Below are 18643 nucleotides of genomic sequence, written 5' to 3'. Positions count from 1 at the left end.
CCGTCGGCGTGCTTGGATTGAGCTATGAAACCGCCCCTGCTGCGTTCGCCCGACGGCCTGGTCGCCGGCGTGTGCGGTGGACTTGCCCTCCACCTCGGCGTGCGGCTGCGCGTCGTGCGGGTCCTCATGGTCCTGCTGGCCCTGGCCGGCGGTGCGGGGGTCTTCCTCTACGCCTGGCTGTGGATCTTCGTGCCTATGGCCTCCGACCGCCTCGCCGCCCCGCTCCGGTTCGTTCCGCCCGCCCCCACCCTGAAGTCCCCTCCCGGTCCTGCGCTGTTCCTGCCGTCTGCCGCCCTGCCTTCCCAGGCCGCGCCCACGGAGCCCGGCAGCGCCGCTCCTCCGGCGGCCGGTGCGTTCGTGCGTCCGGCCCGGCGGACCGGCGGGCGCCTCCGTCCCGGTCGGAAGGAGCTGCTCCTGGGCGTGGCCCTGCTGCTCCTGGCCGGAGTCTTCACCGCGCAGGAGCTCGGCTTCGCCGTGAGCCTGAGACAGGTCCTCCCTGTCGCCGCGGCCGGGGTGGGCGCCGTGCTGGCGTGGAGCCAGCTCGATGAGGCGCGGCGGGAGGGCCTGAGGAATAAGGCAGGAGCCGACCGCGCCGCCGGACTGGCCCGGCTCCTGCTGGGCCTGGTGCTGGTCATGGTCGGCGTCTTGGTCATGGTCTCCGGGGCGATCTCCTGGGACCTGACGTGGGCCACCCTCCTGGCCACCGGGGCGGTCCTCGCCGGGGTGGCGCTGGTGCTCGCCCCCTGGGCGCTGCGGTTCTGGAAGGACTTCGAGGATGAGAGGGCCGGGCGGGTCCGGGAGGCCGCGCGGGCCGAAATCGCCGCCCACCTCCACGACTCGGTGCTGCAGACCCTCGCCCTGATCCAGAACCGCGCAGGCTCCGAACAGGACGTCGTGCGCCTGGCCCGGGCTCAGGAGCGGGAGCTGCGGCACTGGCTCTACGCCGATCCGGCCGGCCATTCCGGCAACCTCACCGAGCGACTCCGGGCCCTGGCCGGAGAGGTCGAGGACAGCTACGGGCATCCCGTCGAGGTGGTCGCCGTCGGGGACGCGCCCCTGACCGCCGGGCAGGAGGCGCTCGCCCAGGCGGCGCGCGAAGCGATCGTCAATGCTGCCAAGCATGCCGGGGGCACCGTCTCGGTCTACCTGGAGGCGGGGCCCTCCGGATCCGAGGCCTTCATCCGCGACCGGGGGCCCGGGTTCGACCCGCTTGCGGTGCCGGCCGACCGCCTCGGAATCCGCGAGTCCATCACTACGCGGATGCAGCGGCACGGGGGCGCCGCCACCATCCGCAGCGGTCCCGACGGGACCGAAGTCCATCTGAGAATGCCCGAGCAGGAGAACCGCAGCCATGACGGATGAGCCCGTACCGAACAATCCGCTTCCAGCGGTGTCCGTCGTCGTCGTCGACGACCACGCCATCTTCCGCTCCGGCCTCCGCTCGGACCTCGACAGCCGGATCCGGGTGGTGGGCGAGGCGGCCACCGTCGAGGAAGCGGTCGCCGTGGTCCGGGCCCGCCGGCCGGACGTCGTCCTGCTCGATGTCCACCTGCCCGGCGGCCGGGGCGGGGGAGGAGCCGAAGTGATCGCCGGCTGCGGCGACCTGGGCGCCTCGACGCGCTTCCTGGCCCTGAGCGTCTCCGATTCCGCCGAGGACGTCGTGGCGGTCATCCGCGCCGGTGCCCGGGGGTACGTCACGAAGACCATTTCCGGCGCGGGGATCTCCGATGCCGTCTTCCGGATCGCCTCAGGCGACGCGGTGTTTTCCCCACGGCTGGCCGGCTTCGTCCTTGACGCCTTCGGCACCGCCGCCGTCGCCTCCACCGGCACCGAGCTGGACCGGCTGTCCGCCCGCGAGCTCGAGGTGATGCGGCTGATCGCCCGCGGCTACAGCTACAAGGAGGTGGCCAAGGAGCTGTTCATCTCGGTCAAGACCGTTGAAACCCATGTGTCGGCGGTGCTGCGTAAGCTCCAGCTCTCCTCCCGCCACGAACTGACCCGGTGGGCCGCCGAACGGCGGCTGCTCTGAGCCGGGCCTACTTCGCGCCGGAGAGGAACTCCTGCAGCCGCGCCACTCCGGTGGCCAGGTCTTCATCGCCGAGGGCGTACGAGAGCCGGAGGAAGCCGCTCGGGCCGAAAGCCTCACCCGGGACCACGGCCACCTCGACCTGCTCCAGGATCAGGGTGGCCAGCTCGGCGGAGGTCCGCGGCGTGGTTCCGGCCAGGCTGCGCCCCAGCAGGCCGCGCACGTCGGCGTAGGCGTAGAACGCGCCGTGGGGCGTGGGGCACTCGACGCCGTCGATGGCGTTCAGCCCCGCCACCATGGCCCGGCGGCGCCGGTCGAAGGCGGTCTTCATCTCCTCGACCGCGGTGAGCGGGCCCGAGACAGCGGCCAGGGCGGCCATCTGCGACACGTTCGCCACGTTCGACGTCGCATGCGACTGGAGGTTCGTCGCCGCCTTGACGAGGTCCTGCGGGCCGACCATCCAGCCGACGCGCCAGCCCGTCATGGCATAGGTCTTCGCCACGCCGTTGACGATCACCACCCGGTCGCCCAGCGCGGGCGCCGCCGAGGCGATTGAGGTGAAGGGAACGCCGTCGTACGTCAGGTGCTCGTAGATCTCATCGGTGACCACCCAGAGTCCCTGGTCCGCGGCCCAGTTGCCGATCTCCCGCACCGCATCCGCCGGGTACACGGCGCCGGTGGGGTTGGACGGCGACACGAACAGCAGCACCTTGGTCCGAGGCGTCAGGGCCGCCTCGAGCTGCTCCACCGACACCAGGTAGCCCTGCTCCGGCCCGGCGAAAACCTCGACGGGAACCCCGCCGGCCAGACGGATGGCCTCCGGGTACGTGGTCCAGAACGGGGTGGGCACGAGCACCTCGTCGCCGGGATCGAGCAGTGAGGCGAAGGCCTCGTAGACGGCCTGCTTGCCGCCGTTGGTCACGAGCACCTGGGCGGGGTCGATGGCGTAGCCGGAGTCACGCTGGGTCTTCGCCGCGACGGCCTGCTTCAGCTCCGGCAGGCCCCCGGCAGGGGAGTAGCGGTGGAAGCGCGGCTGGCGGGCGGCTTCGACGGCCGCCTCGACGATGTAGTCCGGGGTGGGGAAATCGGGCTCGCCGACGCCGAAACCGATCACCGGACGGCCCGCGGCCTTCAGGGCCTTGGCCTTGGCATCGACGGCAAGCGTCGCCGATTCGGCGATCGAGGCGATCCTGCGGGAGACGCGCGGCAGGGAGTGACGGGTGGAAAGCTCGGTCATCGGGTCCCGTTTTCTCGTGAAGAAGTGTGGCAGTCCCAGCTTAGGCTGTTGGCCCGTCCCTGCGCCGATCCGTGACGCCGGAGCCCCCCGACCCCCGCCCCCAAGGCGCCGGTTCGACTCTCCGGCGGGTATTGCGTAGACTTGATCCTCGGTGTTGGATCACTCCAATGGTTCGTGCCCGCGAAACGTCCCCCAGGGATCGCAGCGGAGCGGATCGGACGGTGGTCCGGTTCCATAGGGTAGTGGCGCAATTGGTAGCGCAGCGGTCTCCAAAACCGCAGGTTGCAGGTTCGAGTCCTGTCTGCCCTGCGCGTAACCGTCGAGCAGGACGCGGCGGTGCGGCAGTAGAACATCACGAAGTTTCCGGTACAGGCACAGGACCTGCTCGGCATGACTTATGAGTAGTCGGAGCCGCGTGAACGCGGCCCGGCTGGAAACCCACACAGATTGATGAGGTTGAAGGTGACCGATACGGCCGCGAGCAGCTCCAAGGGTAGCCCCGCCAGCAAGGAGAACCCCAAGCGCGGGTTCTTCGGGCGGATCACTCTCTTTGTGCGGCAGGTCATCGCCGAACTGAGGAAGGTCGTCACCCCGACCCGTCAGGAACTGGTGAGGTTCACCATCACGGTGCTGGCGTTCGTGATCCTGATGATCCTTATCGTCACGGGTCTCGACTACGTCTTTGGAACCGGGGCGGTCTGGGTGTTCGGGGACAGCGGAAGCTGAACCGTCCAGCCGGCAGGTGACGTGATAGCCCAAGCAATACGAAGCTGAAGAAATCCAGAAAGCAGGCAGCTAGGTGTCCGAGCAAGAACTCGAACGGCAGATCACAATTGACGATGGTCTGGAGAACGAGGATCAGGCCGTCGAGGCAGGCGTCGCTGACGACTCCGCCGCCTCGAACGCGCCCGCGGAGACCGCCGCAGAGGATTCCGACGCAGACGGTTCCGGGGTTGAAGGCTCTGAGGTTGAGGCCTCCGAGGCTGAGGCTTCCGGCGAGGCCGGCGACGCCGAGGCCTCCGAATCCGGCGAGGCCGAGGCGCCCGCCGAGGAGGACCCCGTAGAGGCCTTCAAGGCCAAGCTGCGCCGGCAGGAGGGTGACTGGTACGTCATCCACTCCTACGCCGGGTACGAGAACCGGGTGAAGGCCAACCTCGAAACCCGCATCCAGACCCTCGACATGGAGGATTTCATCTTCGAAATCCAGGTCCCCATGGAAGAGGTCGTGGAGATCAAGAACACCACCCGCAAGATCGTGAACCGGGTCCGCATCCCGGGCTATGTGCTGGTGCGCATGGACCTGACCGACGAGTCGTGGGGCGCCGTCCGGCACACCCCGGGCGTCACCGCCTTCGTCGGCAACGCCCACAACCCGGTGCCGCTGAGCCTGGCCGAGGTGTTCTCCATGCTTGAGCACACCGTCGTCCACACGGACGCGGCCTCAGGCAAGCCGGTCAAGCAGCAGTCCACCCCGGTCACCGTCAACTTCGAGGTCGGCGAATCCGTCACCGTCAACGAAGGACCGTTCGAGACCCTGCCGGCCACCATTTCGGAGATCAAGCCCGAATCCCAGCAGCTGGTTGTGCTGGTGTCGATCTTCGAACGCGAAACCCCCGTCACGCTGTCCTTCAACCAGGTCACCAAGATCCAGTAGGACGGCGGCACCAAGCTTCGTTCTCCCCCGGCCCGCTTAGCCGGGGAGGACGGCCGGTCATCACGCCATGATGACCACCAACCCACGGGACGCTCCTGTCCCGGGGGACATAATGCAAGAAAAGGACCCTTTCATGGCCCCGAAGAAAAAGGTCACCGGCCTCATCAAGCTGCAGATCAATGCAGGCGCCGCCAACCCGGCTCCCCCCATTGGTCCCGCGCTCGGTCAGCACGGTGTCAACATCATGGAATTCTGCAAGGCGTACAACGCCGCGACGGAATCCCAGCGCGGAAACGTCATCCCCGTTGAAATCACCGTTTACGAAGACCGTTCGTTCACCTTCATCACCAAGACCCCTCCGGCAGCCGAGCTGATCAAGAAGGCAGCCGGCGTCCAGAAGGGCTCCGGTACGCCGCACACCGTCAAGGTTGCCAAGCTGACCCAGGCCCAGGTCGAGGAAATCGCCACCACGAAGATGGAGGACCTCAACGCCAACGATGTCCAGGCCGCGGCCAAGATCATCGCCGGTACCGCCCGCTCCATGGGCATCACGGTCGAGGGCTAACAGCTCCTCCACCCGGCAGACGCGGCACCCGCCGCCGAAACCACCATCAACCAAAACCGAAACCGTGCGCCCGGCGCGCGGTGGGAGTGTGGCAGGGCCCAGCGCGGTCCGCAGACCACAACTGCATAAGGAGAAAAAGCAGATGGCAAAGCGCAGCAAAGCATATAAGGGAGCTGTCGCCAAGATCGAGGCGGAGAAGCAGTACTCTCCGTTCGAGGCGGTAGTCCTCGCGAAGGACACCAACCCTTCCAAGTTCGACGCGACCGTTGAGGTTGCCTTCCGCCTCGGCGTCGACCCCCGCAAGGCCGACCAGATGGTCCGCGGCACCGTCAACCTGCCCCACGGCACCGGTAAGACCGCCCGCGTGCTCGTCTTCGCGACCGGCGAGAAGGCCGAAGCGGCCATCGCCGCCGGCGCCGACTTCGTTGGCTCGGACGACATGATCGAGAAGGTTTCCGGCGGCTGGGTGGACTTCGACGCCGCCGTTGCCACCCCGGACCTGATGGGCAAGGTCGGCCGCCTCGGCAAGATCCTCGGCCCGCGTAACCTCATGCCGAACCCGAAGACCGGTACCGTCACGGCCGACGTGGCCAAGGCTGTCACCGACATCAAGGGCGGAAAGATCGACTTCCGCGTCGACAAGCACTCCAACCTCCACTTCATCATCGGCAAGGTCTCCTTCGATGTTCAGAAGCTGGCGGAGAACTACGCCGCAGCCCTCGAAGAGGTCCTGCGCCTGAAGCCTTCGGCTTCGAAGGGCCGCTACATCCAGAAGGCCACCGTCTCCACGACCTTCGGCCCCGGCATCTCCGTCGACCCGAGCGTCACGAAGGTCCTCGCCGACGCATAGGCGTCCCGCAGCACCAGACCACCCGGCGGGGGTGGCCGCAGCCAAGGCTGCGGCCACCCCCGCTGCGTTTCATCCTGCCCACCGGCCGCTTCTGGTCGGTGGGCAGTTGTGTTGGGTCCATCGCCTGTGCCGCTTCCCCCACGGCTGGAGGGCGGTCCGTGCGCCGGGGCAAGGCGGAGTCCGCGGCCTACAATCGAGCATGAGCACCGAATCCCTGGAGATCGGGCCGGTACCCGTCCCGCCCGACCTCTCCCCGCCGGACGCCGCGGACTTCCTGGACGTCGTCGAACTGGGCAACCTCGTCCAGCGCGGCGTGTGGGGCAGCGACGACTTCCGCAGGGACGGCAGGCAGGAACACGCAGCATTTCAGTCCAACCCCTATGAAGAGCGGCTTATCCTGGCGGCGCGGCGGGGCGGACGCATCGTGGGCCGGGCCATCATCGACCTTCCGCTGACTGACAACCTCTCGGCCTGCTACCTCGATCTGTCAGTGCACCCCGAGGCACGCAGCGAGGGGGTCGGGGGCGCCCTCTACGCCGAGGCGGAGCGGCATGTCCGCAGCCGGGGCCGGTCCACCGTCATGGGCTGGAGCGAGGTGTCGCTGACAGCTGCCGGCCGCGGGGCAGGGGCGCCAGGCCGGGGGGAGGACCTGGTCCCCGCCACCGGCGCCGGGAGCTACCCTGCGGGGGACCCCGCGGCCCGGATGGCCCGCAGATGGGGGTTCGACCTCGCGCAGGTGGACCGCTGCAGCGTGCTCGATGTCGGCGGAGGGGGCGATGCCGCCGGTGATGCCTTCGCCGCCGCGGAGGCCGCCGCGGGCCCGGACTACGAAGTGCTCCGCTGGGAGGGGCGCTGCCCGGATGACCGCCTCGACCAGTACGCCCGGCTCCGCCAGGCGATGAGCACCGATGCGCCCCTCGGGGACCTGGACCTCGACGAGGAGGACTGGGACGCGGCGCGGGTGCGTGAGGCGGAGAACCGGCTGGAGCGCGGCGGCGGCCGCAGCCTCGTCGCGGCCGTGCTGCACCGGCCGACCGGCGAGCTGGCAGGTCATACCGTCCTGGAGCGGTACGAGGCGGCTCCGGCCGTCGCGAACCAGGAGGACACCCTGGTGCTCCGGGCGCACCGAGGCCACCGGCTGGGCATGCTGCTGAAGGCTGCGAACCTGCTGGCCCTGCAGTCCGCCTGGCCCGGCGTGGAACGGATCTACACCTGGAATGCGGAGGAGAACTCCTTCATGCTGGCGGTCAACGTCGAGCTGGGCTTCGTTCCGGCGGGGTGGGTGGCCGGCTGGCAGAAACGGCTTGACCCCTCCCTTCGGTAGCGGATTTGGAGGCCGCCGCCGCTTCACGTACCCTTGAACTACCAAAGACCGTCGGTCGATGTGCCTCCACCCTTTTCACCAGCAGCAATGCTGCGCGGCAAGGTAAGGAAGTCCATCTGAAAGTTCCCGTCAAGGGCGGCCAACGCAGGTGAACGAAGCTCCTCTCCGCGCAGCACCGAGTGCCGTGCGTCGAGAAAGCCCCGTGCATCTGCGCGGGGCGTTTTTTATTGGGGCTGACAAACCGGCTTTTATTCCCCGGAAGGAGGGTTATGGCAACGCCAACAAAGGTAGATGCGGTGGGAGAAATCACTAACGATTTCAAGGATTCCACCGCCGCTGTCCTGACCGAATACCGCGGGCTCACGGTCGCACAGCTCAAGGAACTGCGCCGTTCACTCGGTGCGGACACCAAGTTCGCTGTCGTCAAGAACACCTTGACGGGCATTGCAGCCAAGGAAGCCGGCATCGACGCGTTCGAAGGCCAGCTCGCCGGACCTACTGCAATCGCTTTCATCAAGGGTGACGCAATTGCTGCTGCTAAGAGCCTTACGGATTTCGCGAAGGCCAACCCGAAGCTCGTTATCAAGACTGGAATCTTCGAGGGTAAGGCCCTCAACGCCTCCGAGGTCGCTGCCCTGGCAGCCCTCGAGTCGCGCGAACTCCAGCTCTCCCGGGTTGCCGGTGTGCTTAAGGCACCCATGGCAGCCCTCGCCCGCACCATCGATGCCCTGCGCATCAAGCTCGACGAGGGCAATGGTGCTGCATCCGCAGACGCCGATGCTCCCGCCGCCGACGAGACCGCTGCTCCGGCAGAGGCTCCGGCCGAAGAAGCTGCGGCACCCGAAGAGAAGTAGTTCTCTTCACCCATTCATCTCGGTGCAGTGCACCACTCACGGAAGGACGCTTTAGCCATGGCGAAGCTTACCAACGAAGAGCTCATTGAAGCCTTCAAGGAACTGTCGATCATCGAACTCTCCGACTTCGTAAAGCTGTTTGAGGAGACCTTCGAGGTCACCGCAGCCGCTGTTGCAGTCGCAGGCCCCGCCGGCGGCGGCGCAGGCGAAGCAGCCGAGGAAGAGAAGGACTCCTTCGACGTTGTCCTCGAAGCTGCCGGCGACAAGAAGATTGCCGTCATCAAGGAGGTCCGCGCGCTGACCTCACTGGGTCTGAAGGAAGCCAAGGACGTTGTCGACAGCGCTCCGAAGGCTGTTCTCGAAGGCGCCACGAAGGAAGCTGCGGAGAAGGCGAAGGAAGCTCTCGAAGCTGCCGGCGCCACCGTTTCCCTCAAGTAGCAGATCCGGCAGCCGGGGGTCCGCCCCCGCTACCAGACAGGAAAGGCCCCGACCTCAGGTCGGGGCCTTCTCCGTTTAAGCCGTGCCGGGTGCTATTCGCGCCAGAGCAAAAGCGCCTCGCCCTGCCCGCCGCCGCCGCACAGCGACACAGCCGCCTTGCCTGAGCCCCGGCGGTGCAGTTCGAAGGCCGCGTGCAGCGCGAGCCGAGCCCCGGAGGCGCCGATGGGGTGTCCGAGCGCGATGGCCCCGCCGTGAAGGTTACACTTCTCGGCCGGGTAGTCGAGGTCCTTGAGGGACTGCACGGCCACCGAGCCGAAGGCCTCGTTGATCTCGATGAAGTCGAGCTCCGAGGCGGTCCAGCCGGCCCGCTTGAGCGCGTGGGTGATGGCATTGGAGGGCTGGGAATGCAGCGAATTGTCGGGCCCGGCAACCTGCCCGGGCTGCCCGGTGACGGCGAGGATCTTCAGGCCCAGCCGTTCGGCGGTGGCGCGGGAGGTCAGCACCAGCGCGGAGGCGCCGTCGGACAGGGGCGACGAGTTGCCCGCCGTGATGGTTCCCTCCTTGTCGAATGCCGGACGGAGCCCGGCCAGGGTGTCCACGGTGGTGGTCGGGCGGACCCCCTCGTCGGTGGTGAGGACGACGTCGTCGCCCCGGCGCTGCGGCACGGTGACCGGCACGATTTCCTCGGCGAAGATGCCCGACTCGATGGCCGCCGCCGCCCGCTGGTGGGACGCCGCCGCCACCTCGTCCTGGGCGGTCCGGTCGATGCCGAGTTTCCGGTTTCCCCGCTCGGTGGAGGCGCCCATCGATTCGTTGTCGAAGGAGTCGGTCAGCCCGTCGTGGGCGACCGAGTCGAGGGCGGAAATATTGCCGTAGGTCCAGCCCTGGCGGGAGCCCGGCAGCAGGTGCGGGCCGCGGGACATCGATTCCTGGCCGCCGGCGACGACGACGGAGGCCTCGCCGCTGCGGATCAGGCGGGCCGCGTCGATCACGGCGGTGAGGCCCGAGAGGCACACCTTGTTAACGGTCACAGCCGGGACGTCCCAGCCGACGCCCGCGCGGAGCGAGGCCTGGCGTGCCGGATTCTGGCCGCAGCCGGCCTGCACCACGTGGCCCATGATCACTGTGTCGACGGACTCGGGCGGCACTCCGGCGTTGGCCAGGGCGCCGGCGACGGCGAAGCCGCCGAGCTCAACGGCGCTGAAGGCCGACAGCTGGCCGTTCAGCTTGCCGGACGGGGTACGTGCGCCGCCGACGATGACTACGTCATCGGGCGCGGTGGTTGGAAGTGCCATGGCGGGGAGTGCTCGCTTTCGTCATTGAAATCCTGAAGAACTCCCCTTAAGGCTACCGCTCCCCGCCCATTTCAGCTAACGGTTATTAACTGGTTATCGGAGGGGTAGAGCAGCGGCAGCTGGAGCGTGAGCCAGGGGCTGAAGGCCCAGGGCGTGGCCTCCACGGCGTTGACCAGGCGGTCAGGCTCGACCCACTGGACGTCCATGACCTCCTCCGGTGACGGAGCGATCGGTCCATCGATCACCGCGGTGAAGACCGGGCAGATTTCATTTTCGACGATGCCCGAGGCATCGACGGCCCGGTAGCGGAAATCGGGTAGCGCAGGCGTGATCGAACGGACCGTCATGCCGAGCTCCTGACGCGCGCGGCGCACCACCGCCTCCTCCGGCGTCTCGCCGGGCCCCGGGTGTCCGCAGAAGGAGTTGGTCCACACGCCGGGCCAGGCCTTCTTGGTCAGCGCACGGCGCGTCACGAGGATCTGCCCGGCCTCGTTGAACACATGGGTGGAGAAGGCGAAGTGAAGGGGAGTGGCCTGGGTGTGCACGCTCGCCTTGTCCTGGGTGCCGATGGGCGTGCCGTCCTCGGCCAGCAGCACCACCAGTTCGGGGCCGGCGGGGTGCTCTTCAAGATGTCGCGCCATTGTCCTCATCCCGATCGTCTCCCGCAAGGATTCCGGAAGGTTTTCCCACGGCGGAGTGCTGCCCGGCCGTGCGGTGGTCCGCCTGGTTAGTTGAAGGCGGCTTGTCCGTGTTTACTTTACCTATGAACATCGACGATCTGTTGGTCGAGCCGGACGGGCTTGAGCAGGTCGAGGACGTGCTCCGGTGTTTCTTTGAGAGGTCCCGCCAGCGGGCCGCAGCGGTGGGCCCCGGCTACCTGGGGCTGTGGGAAACGCTTGAGACGTGCACCGCCGGCGGCAAACGCTTCCGTCCCCGCCTGGTTCTGTCCGCCTACTCCCTGCTGGGTGGAACGGACCTGGCCAGCGCCGCCCTGGTCGGTGCGTCCTTCGAACTGCTGCACACGGCGTTCATCATTCACGACGACGTGATCGACCGGGACTTCGTGCGCCGCGGCGTCCCCAACGTGTCGGGCCGCTACCGAGCGATCGCGCGCGACGCCGGCATGGCGCCCGCCGCGGCCGACCACGTCGGGTTCTCCGCCGGGGTCATTGCCGGGGACCTCGCGCTCTCCAACGCCTACCGGCTCCTCGACCGGGTGCGCACGGGACCGGCGACCCACCGCCGGCTCAACGAGATCCTCGACGAGGCCGTGTTCGCCTCGGCGGCGGGGGAATACCTCGACATCGAAGCGATACTCGCCCCGCGGATGCCACCCCTCGAGGACATCCTGAACATGGCCCGGCTGAAGACCTCCGTCTACTCCTTCGAAGGGCCCCTGCAGGCCGGGGCGGTGCTCGCCGGTGCGGAGGACCCCCTGGTGGACTGCCTGGGCGACTTCGGCCGCGACGCCGGCATCGCGTTCCAGATCGCCGACGACCTGCTGGGCGTCTTCGGCAGTGAATCCCGCACGGGCAAGACGAACTGGGGGGACCTGCGCGAAGGCAAGCGGACGGCCCTGATGTCCTTCGTCGCGGACCGCCCGGAATGGGAGGAAATCTCCTCCCTCGTCGGGTCGCCGGCGATGTCCGCCGCCGACGCCGACTACGTCCGCCGGGTCCTCGAAGACTCGGGGGCCCGCGAGTACTCGGCGGGGCTCGCCGTCGACTACGCCTCCCGCGCCCGGCGCCACCTCGACTCCGACCTCGTGCCGCGCGGGCTGCGCGACGTACTTCAACCGGTGGCCTCAGCGGCCGTGGACAGGACACGGTGACGATGGCAAACACGACAGCGCTCGAGCGGTACAACGCCGCGGCCCTGAAGACCTCGGCCGAGGTGATCCGCTGCTATTCGACGTCGTTCGGCCTGGCCTGCCGGCTCCTCGACGGCCCCACCCGGGCGCGGATCGAAGCCGTCTACGCCCTGGTCCGGGTCGCCGACGAGGTCGTCGACGGGCCGGCCGCCGCCGCCGGGCTCGACGCCGGGCAGGTCGAAGCGATGCTGGACGCGCTGGAGCGTGAGACCGAAACCGCCCTCGACACCGGGTACAGCGCCAACCTCGTGGTCCACGCCTTCGCCGTCACCGCCCGGGCCACCGGCATCGGCACGGACCTCACCCGGCCCTTCTTTGCGTCGATGCGCGCCGACATCACCCAGCGCGAACACACTCCCGAGTCGTTCTCCCGGTACGTTTACGGCTCCGCGGAGGTGGTCGGACTGATGTGCGTCAAGGCGTTCCTGGCCGGGCGCCCCACCGATCCGGCGCAGGAAGAGATCCTTGCGGACGGGGCGCGGCACCTCGGGGCGGCCTTCCAGAAGATCAACTTCCTGCGCGACCTCGCCGAGGACTTCTCCACGCTGGGCCGCAGCTACTTTCCCGGCATCCGGCCGGGCTCCTTCTCCGAGCAGGACAAGCACCGCCTGCTCGACGATATCGACGAGGACCTCCGGATCTCCCTGGCGAGCCTGCCCGGCCTTCCCCCTGCACCGCGCCGGGCCGTCGCCCTGGCCCAGGCCCTCTTCACCGAACTGGCCTTGCGGCTGCGGCGCACCCCGGCCGAGGAGCTGCTCCGGGCCCGCATCCGGGTGCCCAACGCGGTGAAGCTGCGCATCCTGGCGCGGACCCTGGCCGGAAGTTCGGCGCCGGAAAGCTATCTGAAGGAGAGGACACCATGAGCGTCCAGGGAAACACCGGAACGTCCCGCGTCGGCGGCCGGCGGGTCACCGTCATCGGCGGCGGAATCGGCGGGCTCGCCACGGCGGCGCTGCTGGCCGCCGAAGGGCACACCGTGACCCTGCTCGAGAAGCAGGACCGGGTTGGCGGCCGTGCCGGGTCCTGGGAGGCCGGCGGGTTCCGCTTCGACACCGGACCGTCCTGGTACCTCATGCCCGAGGTGATCGACCACTTCTTCAAGCTGATGGGCACCTCCGCCGCGGAGCAGCTCGAGCTGATCCGGCTCGACCCCGGCTACCGGGTGATCTTCGAGCAGAACCGCGAGGCCGTCGACGTCCCGGCCGACCGCCCGGCCGTGGTGAAGCTCTTCGAATCCCTCGAGCCCGGCGCGGGGGAGGCGCTGGAGAAGTACCTGGACTCGGCCGAGGACACCTACACGATCGCCAAGCGGCGCTTCCTGTACTCCACGTTCGAATCCTTCCTGCCCTTGCTTCGACCCGACGTCCTGGTCCGCCTGCCCAAGCTGGTCCGGTTGCTGCTGCAGCCCCTCTCCGGATTCGTGGCCAGCCGGTTCGCCGATCCGCGGCTGCGGCAGATCCTCGGCTACCCGGCGGTCTTCCTCGGCAGCTCCCCGTTCGACGCCCCCAGCATGTACCACCTGATGAGCCACCTGGACCTCGACGACGGCGTGCTCTACCCGATGGGCGGGTTCACCTCCCTGATCTCGGCGATGACGCGGGTCGCCGAGGAGGCCGGCGTGGAGATCCGCACCGGCGCCGACGTCGTCTCCATCGACACCGACCCCATCGATACGGCCGCCGCGCACCCTGGTTCCTCCCGCCGGCGGGGCCCCCGCCGTCCCCGCGCCCGGGTCACCGGGGTCAGCTACCGGTCCGGGGGAGCCGTGCACCGGGTGGAGGCGGACATCGTGGTCTCCGCCGCCGACCTCCACCACACCGAGACGGTCCTGCTCCCCGATGACCGGCAGACCTACCCCGAGAAGTACTGGTCCCGGCGGGTTCCGGGGCCCAGCGCGCTGCTGCTCTACCTCGGCGTGAAGGGCTCCCTGCCGCAGCTCGATCACCACACACTGCTGTTCACCGCCGACTGGAAAGACAACTTCGGGCGGATCTTCGGCGCCGAGACCTCCATCCCGTCCCCGGCCTCGCTCTACGTCTGCCGCCCAAGCGCCACCGACCCGTCGGTGGCCCCGGCGGGCGACGAGAACGTCTTCGTCCTGGTGCCCATCCCCGCCGACGTCGGCGTCGGCGGCGGGGGCGTGGACCGCGGCGGGGACGCGCGGGTCGAGGAGCTTGCCGACGCGGTGATCGCGCAGATCGCCGAATGGGCGCACATACCGGACCTCGCCGAACGGGTCGTGCTCCGGCGCACCTACGGTCCGCGGGACTTCGCCTCCGACCTCAACGCCTGGCGGGGGACCTCCCTCGGCCCGGCACATACGCTGCGGCAGAGCGCGTTCCTGCGCGGATCGAACCGCAGCCGGAAGGTGGAGGGGCTCTACTACGCGGGAAGCTCCACGGTGCCCGGCATCGGCATCCCGATGTGCCTGATCAGCGCCGAGCTCGTGGTGAAGCGGCTGCGCTCCGACACCTCGACCGGTCCGCTGCCGGAGCCGGTGGCCTGACGGCGGGCGAATTCCGGGCGGGCGGGTCCCCGCAGGGGGAGTGCACACCCGCCGCGGATCGGGGAGATGACACTCCGGGGGCGTGGCGAGGTTGACGCGGCATTGGACATTGCGCTAGGAGTCCCGTAGTGTTGGGATTTGCGTCTTCCCTCTAAACCTCAGCCTTCATATAGCGGTGGGCTTTGTTCTGCTCTCGTCATTTAACGGGCCACTTGGTTCAGATGACGCGTGGAGACATCAGGTTAGCACTCGATCCCCGCACCAATCTGCGGCGGTGGTGCTGAGGGCGGATCGCTGACAAGCCTGAAGGTCTGTGGAAGGATCCCTCTTGGTCGCCTCGAGCACCTCTAATAATGCAACCGCTAACAGCCAGGTCGACGCCGACGGCGCCGCACCCCGGCTCTCATTCGCAAAGATTCACGAACCCCTCGATGTTCCGAATCTCCTCGCCCTTCAGACCGACAGCTTTGACTGGCTGGTCGGCAACGAGCGCTGGAAGGCGCGCGTTGAAGAAGCACTGGAGAAGGGACTTCAGGGCGTAGCCACGACCTCCGGTCTGGCCGACATCTTCGAAGAGATCTCACCAATCGAGGACTTCCAGGGCACCATGTCCCTGAGCTTCTCCGAGCCGGAGTTCGCCGACCCGAAGTACACCATGGCCGAGTGCAAGGACCGTGACGCAACGTACTCGGCTCCGCTGTACGTCAAGGCCGAGTTCATGAACAACAACACGGGCGAGATCAAGCAGCAGACCGTGTTCATGGGTGACTTCCCGCTGATGACGGACAAGGGCACCTTCGTGATCAACGGCACCGAGCGTGTCGTCGTCTCGCAGCTGGTCCGTTCGCCCGGCGCCTACTTCGAGCGCACCGCCGACAAGACCAGCGACAAGGACATCTTCAGCGCGAAGATCATCCCGTCCCGCGGCGCCTGGTTCGAGCTCGAGATCGACAAGCGCGACCAGGTCGGCGTCCGCCTCGACCGCAAGCGCAAGCAGTCCGTCACCGTGCTGCTCAAGGCCCTCGGCTGGACCGAAGGCCAGATCCTCGAGACCTTCGGCGAGTACGACTCCATCCGCGCCACCATGGAGAAGGACGCCACGGAAACCCGTGAGGACGCCCTGCTCGACATCTACCGCAAGCTGCGCCCGGGAGAGCCGCCGACGGTTGAGGCTGCCCAGACCCTGCTGGACAACCTGTACTTCAACCCCAAGCGTTACGACCTGGCCAAGGTCGGCCGGTACAAGATCAACCGCAAGCTCGGCATCGACAAGGACCTCACCGACTCAGATGCGTCGGTGCTGAACATCGACGACATCGTCGCAATGATCAAGTTCCTCGTTGCCCTGCACGCCGGTGAGAAGACCATCGGCGGCAAGCGCGACGGCGAAGACGTCGAGCTGCGCGTCGAGGTCGACGACATCGACCACTTCGGCAACCGCCGCATCCGCGCCGTCGGCGAGCTCATCGAGAACCAGGTCCGCACCGGCCTGTCCCGCATGGAGCGCGTCGTCCGCGAACGCATGACCACCCAGGACGTCGAGGCGATCACGCCGCAGACCCTGATCAACATCCGTCCGGTCGTCGCTGCGATCAAGGAGTTCTTCGGAACCTCCCAGCTCTCGCAGTTCATGGACCAGAACAACCCGCTCGCCGGACTGACGCACAAGCGCCGCCTGTCCGCGCTGGGCCCGGGTGGTCTGTCCCGCGACCGCGCCGGCATGGAGGTCCGTGACGTCCACCCGTCGCACTACGGCCGTATGTGCCCCATCGAAACCCCTGAAGGCCCGAACATCGGCCTCATCGGTTCGCTGGCCTCCTACGGACGCATCAACGCGTTCGGTTTCATTGAGACCCCATACCGCAAGGCCGTCGACGGTATCGTCACCGACCAGATCGACTACCTGACCGCCGATGACGAGGTGGAGCGCCTGATCGCACAGGCCAACGCCCCGCTCGACGCCAAGGGCAAGTTCGTCGAGGACATGGTCCTGGTGCGTACCCGCGGCGGCTCCGGCGAGCCCGTGCTCGTCGCCGCCGACGAGGTCGAGTACATGGACGTTTCCCCGCGCCAGATGGTGTCGGTGGCAACGGCCCTGATTCCGTTCCTCGAGCACGACGATGCTAACCGCGCCCTCATGGGTGCGAACATGCAGCGCCAGGCCGTGCCCCTGCTGCGCTCCGAGCGTCCGCTCGTGGGCACCGGCATGGAGAAGTACGCCGCCGTCGACGCCGGTGACGCCGTCACCGCCGCCAAGGCCGGCGTCGTGCGCGAAGTCTCCGCCGACCTTGTCACCGTGCTCAACGACGACGGCACCGAGACCAGCTACCCGATCATGAAGTTCGCCCGCTCCAACCAGGGCAACGCGTATAACCAGCGTGTGCTGGTGGGCGAGGGCGACCGCGTCGAGTACAACTCGATCATCGCCGACGGTCCCTCCACCGACCAGGGTGAACTGGCCCTGGGCAAGAACATGCTCGTCGCGTTCATGTCCTGGGAAGGCCACAACTTCGAGGACGCGATCATCCTCTCGCAGCGCATCGTCTCCGACGACGTGCTGACCTCGATCCACATTGAGGAGCACGAGGTCGACGCCCGCGACACCAAGCTTGGTGCCGAGGAAATCACCCGCGACATCCCCAACGTCTCCGAAGAGGTCCTTGGTGCCCTCGACGAGCGCGGCATCATCCACATCGGTGCCGAGGTCGAGGCGGGCGACATCCTCGTCGGCCGTGTCACCCCCAAGGGTGAAACGGAGCTCACCCCGGAGGAGCGCCTGCTGCGCGCCATCTTCGGTGAGAAGAGCCGCGAGGTCCGCGACACCTCCCTGAAGGTGCCCCACGGCGAGTCGGGAACCGTCATCGGCGTGCGCATCTTCGACCGCGACAACGACGACGAGCTGCCCCCGGGCGTCAACCAGCTCGTCCGCGTCTACGTCGCGCAGAAGCGCAAAATCACCGACGGCGACAAGCTGGCCGGCCGCCACGGCAACAAGGGCGTCATCTCCAAGATCCTGCCGATCGAGGACATGCCGTTCCTCGAGGACGGCACCCCCGTCGACATCGTCCTGAACCCGCTGGGTGTTCCGGGCCGCATGAACGTCGGACAGGTCCTGGAGATCCACCTGGGCTGGGCCGCCAAGCAGGGCTGGAAGATCGAAGGGGAGCCCGACTGGGTCAAGAACCTCCCGAACCTGCCCCGCGAGGTCGCCTCGACCACCGTCGCGACCCCCGTGTTCGACGGCGCCACCGAGGACGAGATAGTCGGTCTGCTCAACTCGACCAACGTGACCCGCGACGGCCAGCGCCTGATCGGCGAGTCCGGCAAGGCGCGCCTGTTCGACGGCCGCTCCGGCGAGCCGTTCCCGGACCCGATCTCCGTCGGCTACATGTACATCCTGAAGCTGCACCACCTTGTCGACGACAAGATCCACGCACGCTCCACCGGACCGTACTCCATGATCACGCAGCAGCCGCTGGGTGGTAAGGCGCAGTTCGGCGGACAGCGCTTCGGTGAGATGGAAGTCTGGGCCCTCGAGGCCTACGGCGCCGCCTACACGCTCCAGGAACTTCTGACGATCAAGTCGGATGACATCCACGGACGCGTCAAGGTCTACGAAGCGATCGTCAAGGGCGAGAACATCCCCGAGCCGGGCGTTCCCGAGTCCTTCAAGGTGCTGATCAAGGAAATGCAGTCGCTCTGCCTGAACGTGGAAGTCCTCTCCACCGACGGCACGACGATTGAGATGCGTGACTCGGATGAAGAAGTCTTCCGGGCCGCGGAGGAACTGGGCATCGACCTGTCACGGGCCGAGCCGAGCTCTGTCGAGGAAGTCTAGGGCGACATCCGGACCCTGTCTGGTCCGGCGCCTGGAGGAAGGCGGCTTTAATATTTCGGAGGCCGTCCGCGGCCGAGGAAATTTCGTTGCCGCCGTTCCAGGCGCCGGGCCGGACACCCGGCCACCGCCAGCACTTCCCACCGCACCCTCACAAGACTTCAAGAATTTAGAGAACAAAGAGAGAAC

The 18643-nt window shown here is 67.8% G+C and carries 16 protein-coding genes and 1 tRNA gene; 14 read left to right on the top strand and 3 right to left on the bottom strand.

Annotation, left to right across the window (positions count from 1 at the left end; translation table 11 throughout):
* Positions 1 to 24 precede the first annotated feature (24 nt).
* Together GVV77_RS08500 and GVV77_RS08495 are read left to right on the top strand one after the other, a co-directional pair.
* Entirely contained in the window at positions 25 to 1362 is a 1338-nt protein-coding gene (locus tag GVV77_RS08500) for an ATP-binding protein (RefSeq protein WP_159617682.1), read from the top strand.
* Complete coding sequence (locus tag GVV77_RS08495) at positions 1352 to 2029, top strand: LuxR C-terminal-related transcriptional regulator (RefSeq protein ID WP_159617681.1); 678 nt, start codon at positions 1352 to 1354, stop codon at positions 2027 to 2029. Before GVV77_RS08500 ends, GVV77_RS08495 begins: the two co-directional genes overlap by 11 nt.
* 7 nt (positions 2030 to 2036) lie before the next feature.
* Here the strand turns inward: GVV77_RS08495 and GVV77_RS08490 are convergent, their stop codons facing one another.
* Positions 2037 to 3263, bottom strand: a complete 1227-nt coding sequence (locus GVV77_RS08490; RefSeq protein ID WP_159617680.1) for a pyridoxal phosphate-dependent aminotransferase — start codon at positions 3261 to 3263, stop codon at positions 2037 to 2039.
* A 236-nt stretch (positions 3264 to 3499) separates the two neighbouring features.
* On the opposite strand from GVV77_RS08490, the gene GVV77_RS08485 reads away from it, so the two are divergent.
* The 8 genes from GVV77_RS08485 to rplL all read left to right on the top strand — a co-directional run bounded on the left by GVV77_RS08485 (position 3500) and on the right by rplL (position 8948).
* Positions 3500 to 3572, top strand: a tRNA-Trp gene (locus tag GVV77_RS08485).
* A 153-nt stretch (positions 3573 to 3725) separates the two neighbouring features.
* Positions 3726 to 3989: a preprotein translocase subunit SecE gene (gene secE / locus GVV77_RS08480; protein WP_246199706.1), complete on the top strand. Its 264-nt coding sequence runs from the start codon at positions 3726 to 3728 to the stop codon at positions 3987 to 3989.
* Between the two features lie 73 nt (positions 3990 to 4062).
* Positions 4063 to 4917 carry a transcription termination/antitermination protein NusG gene (gene nusG / locus GVV77_RS08475; RefSeq protein ID WP_201293197.1) on the top strand — a complete coding sequence of 285 codons (855 nt, stop codon included), beginning with the start codon at positions 4063 to 4065 and terminating at the stop codon, positions 4915 to 4917.
* Positions 4918 to 5050: 133 nt separating this feature from the next.
* Positions 5051 to 5482 (top strand): 50S ribosomal protein L11, encoded by a 432-nt coding sequence (gene rplK, locus GVV77_RS08470; protein ID WP_120164714.1) that lies wholly within the window; start codon positions 5051 to 5053, stop codon positions 5480 to 5482.
* Positions 5483 to 5624: 142 nt separating this feature from the next.
* On the top strand, positions 5625 to 6332 hold the full coding sequence (gene rplA / locus GVV77_RS08465; RefSeq protein ID WP_159617678.1) for a 50S ribosomal protein L1: 708 nt from the start codon (positions 5625 to 5627) through the stop codon (positions 6330 to 6332).
* A 199-nt stretch (positions 6333 to 6531) separates the two neighbouring features.
* On the top strand, positions 6532 to 7656 hold the full coding sequence (locus GVV77_RS08460; RefSeq protein WP_159617677.1) for a GNAT family N-acetyltransferase: 1125 nt from the start codon (positions 6532 to 6534) through the stop codon (positions 7654 to 7656).
* A 269-nt stretch (positions 7657 to 7925) separates the two neighbouring features.
* Positions 7926 to 8510 carry a 50S ribosomal protein L10 gene (gene rplJ, locus GVV77_RS08455; RefSeq protein WP_159617676.1) on the top strand — a complete coding sequence of 195 codons (585 nt, stop codon included), beginning with the start codon at positions 7926 to 7928 and terminating at the stop codon, positions 8508 to 8510.
* Between the two features lie 57 nt (positions 8511 to 8567).
* Positions 8568 to 8948: a 50S ribosomal protein L7/L12 gene (rplL, locus tag GVV77_RS08450; RefSeq protein WP_159617675.1), complete on the top strand. Its 381-nt coding sequence runs from the start codon at positions 8568 to 8570 to the stop codon at positions 8946 to 8948.
* Positions 8949 to 9040: 92 nt separating this feature from the next.
* Here rplL and GVV77_RS08445 read toward each other — a convergent pair whose 3' ends face one another.
* Together GVV77_RS08445 and idi are read right to left on the bottom strand one after the other, a co-directional pair.
* The gene (locus GVV77_RS08445; protein ID WP_159617674.1) at positions 9041 to 10243 is read right to left on the bottom strand and encodes an acetyl-CoA C-acetyltransferase; all 1203 of its coding nucleotides are present in this window, start codon (positions 10241 to 10243) and stop codon (positions 9041 to 9043) included.
* Positions 10244 to 10314: 71 nt separating this feature from the next.
* Positions 10315 to 10884, bottom strand: coding sequence for an isopentenyl-diphosphate Delta-isomerase (idi, locus tag GVV77_RS08440; protein WP_159617673.1), 570 nt, complete (start codon positions 10882 to 10884; stop codon positions 10315 to 10317).
* Between the two features lie 122 nt (positions 10885 to 11006).
* On the opposite strand from idi, the gene GVV77_RS08435 reads away from it, so the two are divergent.
* From GVV77_RS08435 to rpoB, 4 genes are all read left to right on the top strand, one after another.
* A complete protein-coding gene (locus GVV77_RS08435; protein WP_159617672.1) occupies positions 11007 to 12074 on the top strand; it encodes a polyprenyl synthetase family protein in 1068 nt (355 codons plus the stop codon).
* A gap of 2 nt (positions 12075 to 12076) precedes the next feature.
* A complete protein-coding gene (locus GVV77_RS08430) occupies positions 12077 to 12976 on the top strand; it encodes a phytoene/squalene synthase family protein (protein ID WP_159617671.1) in 900 nt (299 codons plus the stop codon).
* Positions 12973 to 14619, top strand: a complete 1647-nt coding sequence (gene crtI, locus GVV77_RS08425; RefSeq protein ID WP_159617670.1) for a phytoene desaturase family protein — start codon at positions 12973 to 12975, stop codon at positions 14617 to 14619. The genes GVV77_RS08430 and crtI overlap by 4 nt, the downstream gene beginning before the upstream one ends.
* A 328-nt stretch (positions 14620 to 14947) precedes the next feature.
* Positions 14948 to 18457, top strand: coding sequence for a DNA-directed RNA polymerase subunit beta (gene rpoB, locus GVV77_RS08420; protein WP_159617669.1), 3510 nt, complete (start codon positions 14948 to 14950; stop codon positions 18455 to 18457).
* Positions 18458 to 18643 lie beyond the last annotated feature (186 nt).

This window comes from Arthrobacter zhaoguopingii (genome assembly GCF_009828605.1).
GTDB lineage: Bacteria > Actinomycetota > Actinomycetes > Actinomycetales > Micrococcaceae > Arthrobacter_D > Arthrobacter_D zhaoguopingii.
This window is presented reverse-complemented; position numbering and strand designations above follow the sequence as displayed.

What these genes read in the sequence shown, in the direction of transcription:
- GVV77_RS08500 (WP_159617682.1), top strand. Translation starts at nt 25, where the DNA reads ATGAAACCGCCCCTGCTGCGTTCGCCCGACGGCCTGGTCGCCGGCGTG.
- GVV77_RS08495 (WP_159617681.1), top strand. Translation starts at nt 1,352, where the DNA reads ATGACGGATGAGCCCGTACCGAACAATCCGCTTCCAGCGGTGTCCGTC.
- GVV77_RS08490 (WP_159617680.1), bottom strand. Translation starts at nt 3,263, where the DNA reads ATGACCGAGCTTTCCACCCGTCACTCCCTGCCGCGCGTCTCCCGCAGG.
- rplK (WP_120164714.1), top strand. Translation starts at nt 5,051, where the DNA reads ATGGCCCCGAAGAAAAAGGTCACCGGCCTCATCAAGCTGCAGATCAAT.
- rplA (WP_159617678.1), top strand. Translation starts at nt 5,625, where the DNA reads ATGGCAAAGCGCAGCAAAGCATATAAGGGAGCTGTCGCCAAGATCGAG.
- GVV77_RS08460 (WP_159617677.1), top strand. Translation starts at nt 6,532, where the DNA reads ATGAGCACCGAATCCCTGGAGATCGGGCCGGTACCCGTCCCGCCCGAC.
- rplJ (WP_159617676.1), top strand. Translation starts at nt 7,926, where the DNA reads ATGGCAACGCCAACAAAGGTAGATGCGGTGGGAGAAATCACTAACGAT.
- rplL (WP_159617675.1), top strand. Translation starts at nt 8,568, where the DNA reads ATGGCGAAGCTTACCAACGAAGAGCTCATTGAAGCCTTCAAGGAACTG.
- GVV77_RS08445 (WP_159617674.1), bottom strand. Translation starts at nt 10,243, where the DNA reads ATGGCACTTCCAACCACCGCGCCCGATGACGTAGTCATCGTCGGCGGC.
- idi (WP_159617673.1), bottom strand. Translation starts at nt 10,884, where the DNA reads ATGGCGCGACATCTTGAAGAGCACCCCGCCGGCCCCGAACTGGTGGTG.
- GVV77_RS08435 (WP_159617672.1), top strand. Translation starts at nt 11,007, where the DNA reads ATGAACATCGACGATCTGTTGGTCGAGCCGGACGGGCTTGAGCAGGTC.
- GVV77_RS08430 (WP_159617671.1), top strand. Translation starts at nt 12,077, where the DNA reads ATGGCAAACACGACAGCGCTCGAGCGGTACAACGCCGCGGCCCTGAAG.
- crtI (WP_159617670.1), top strand. Translation starts at nt 12,973, where the DNA reads ATGAGCGTCCAGGGAAACACCGGAACGTCCCGCGTCGGCGGCCGGCGG.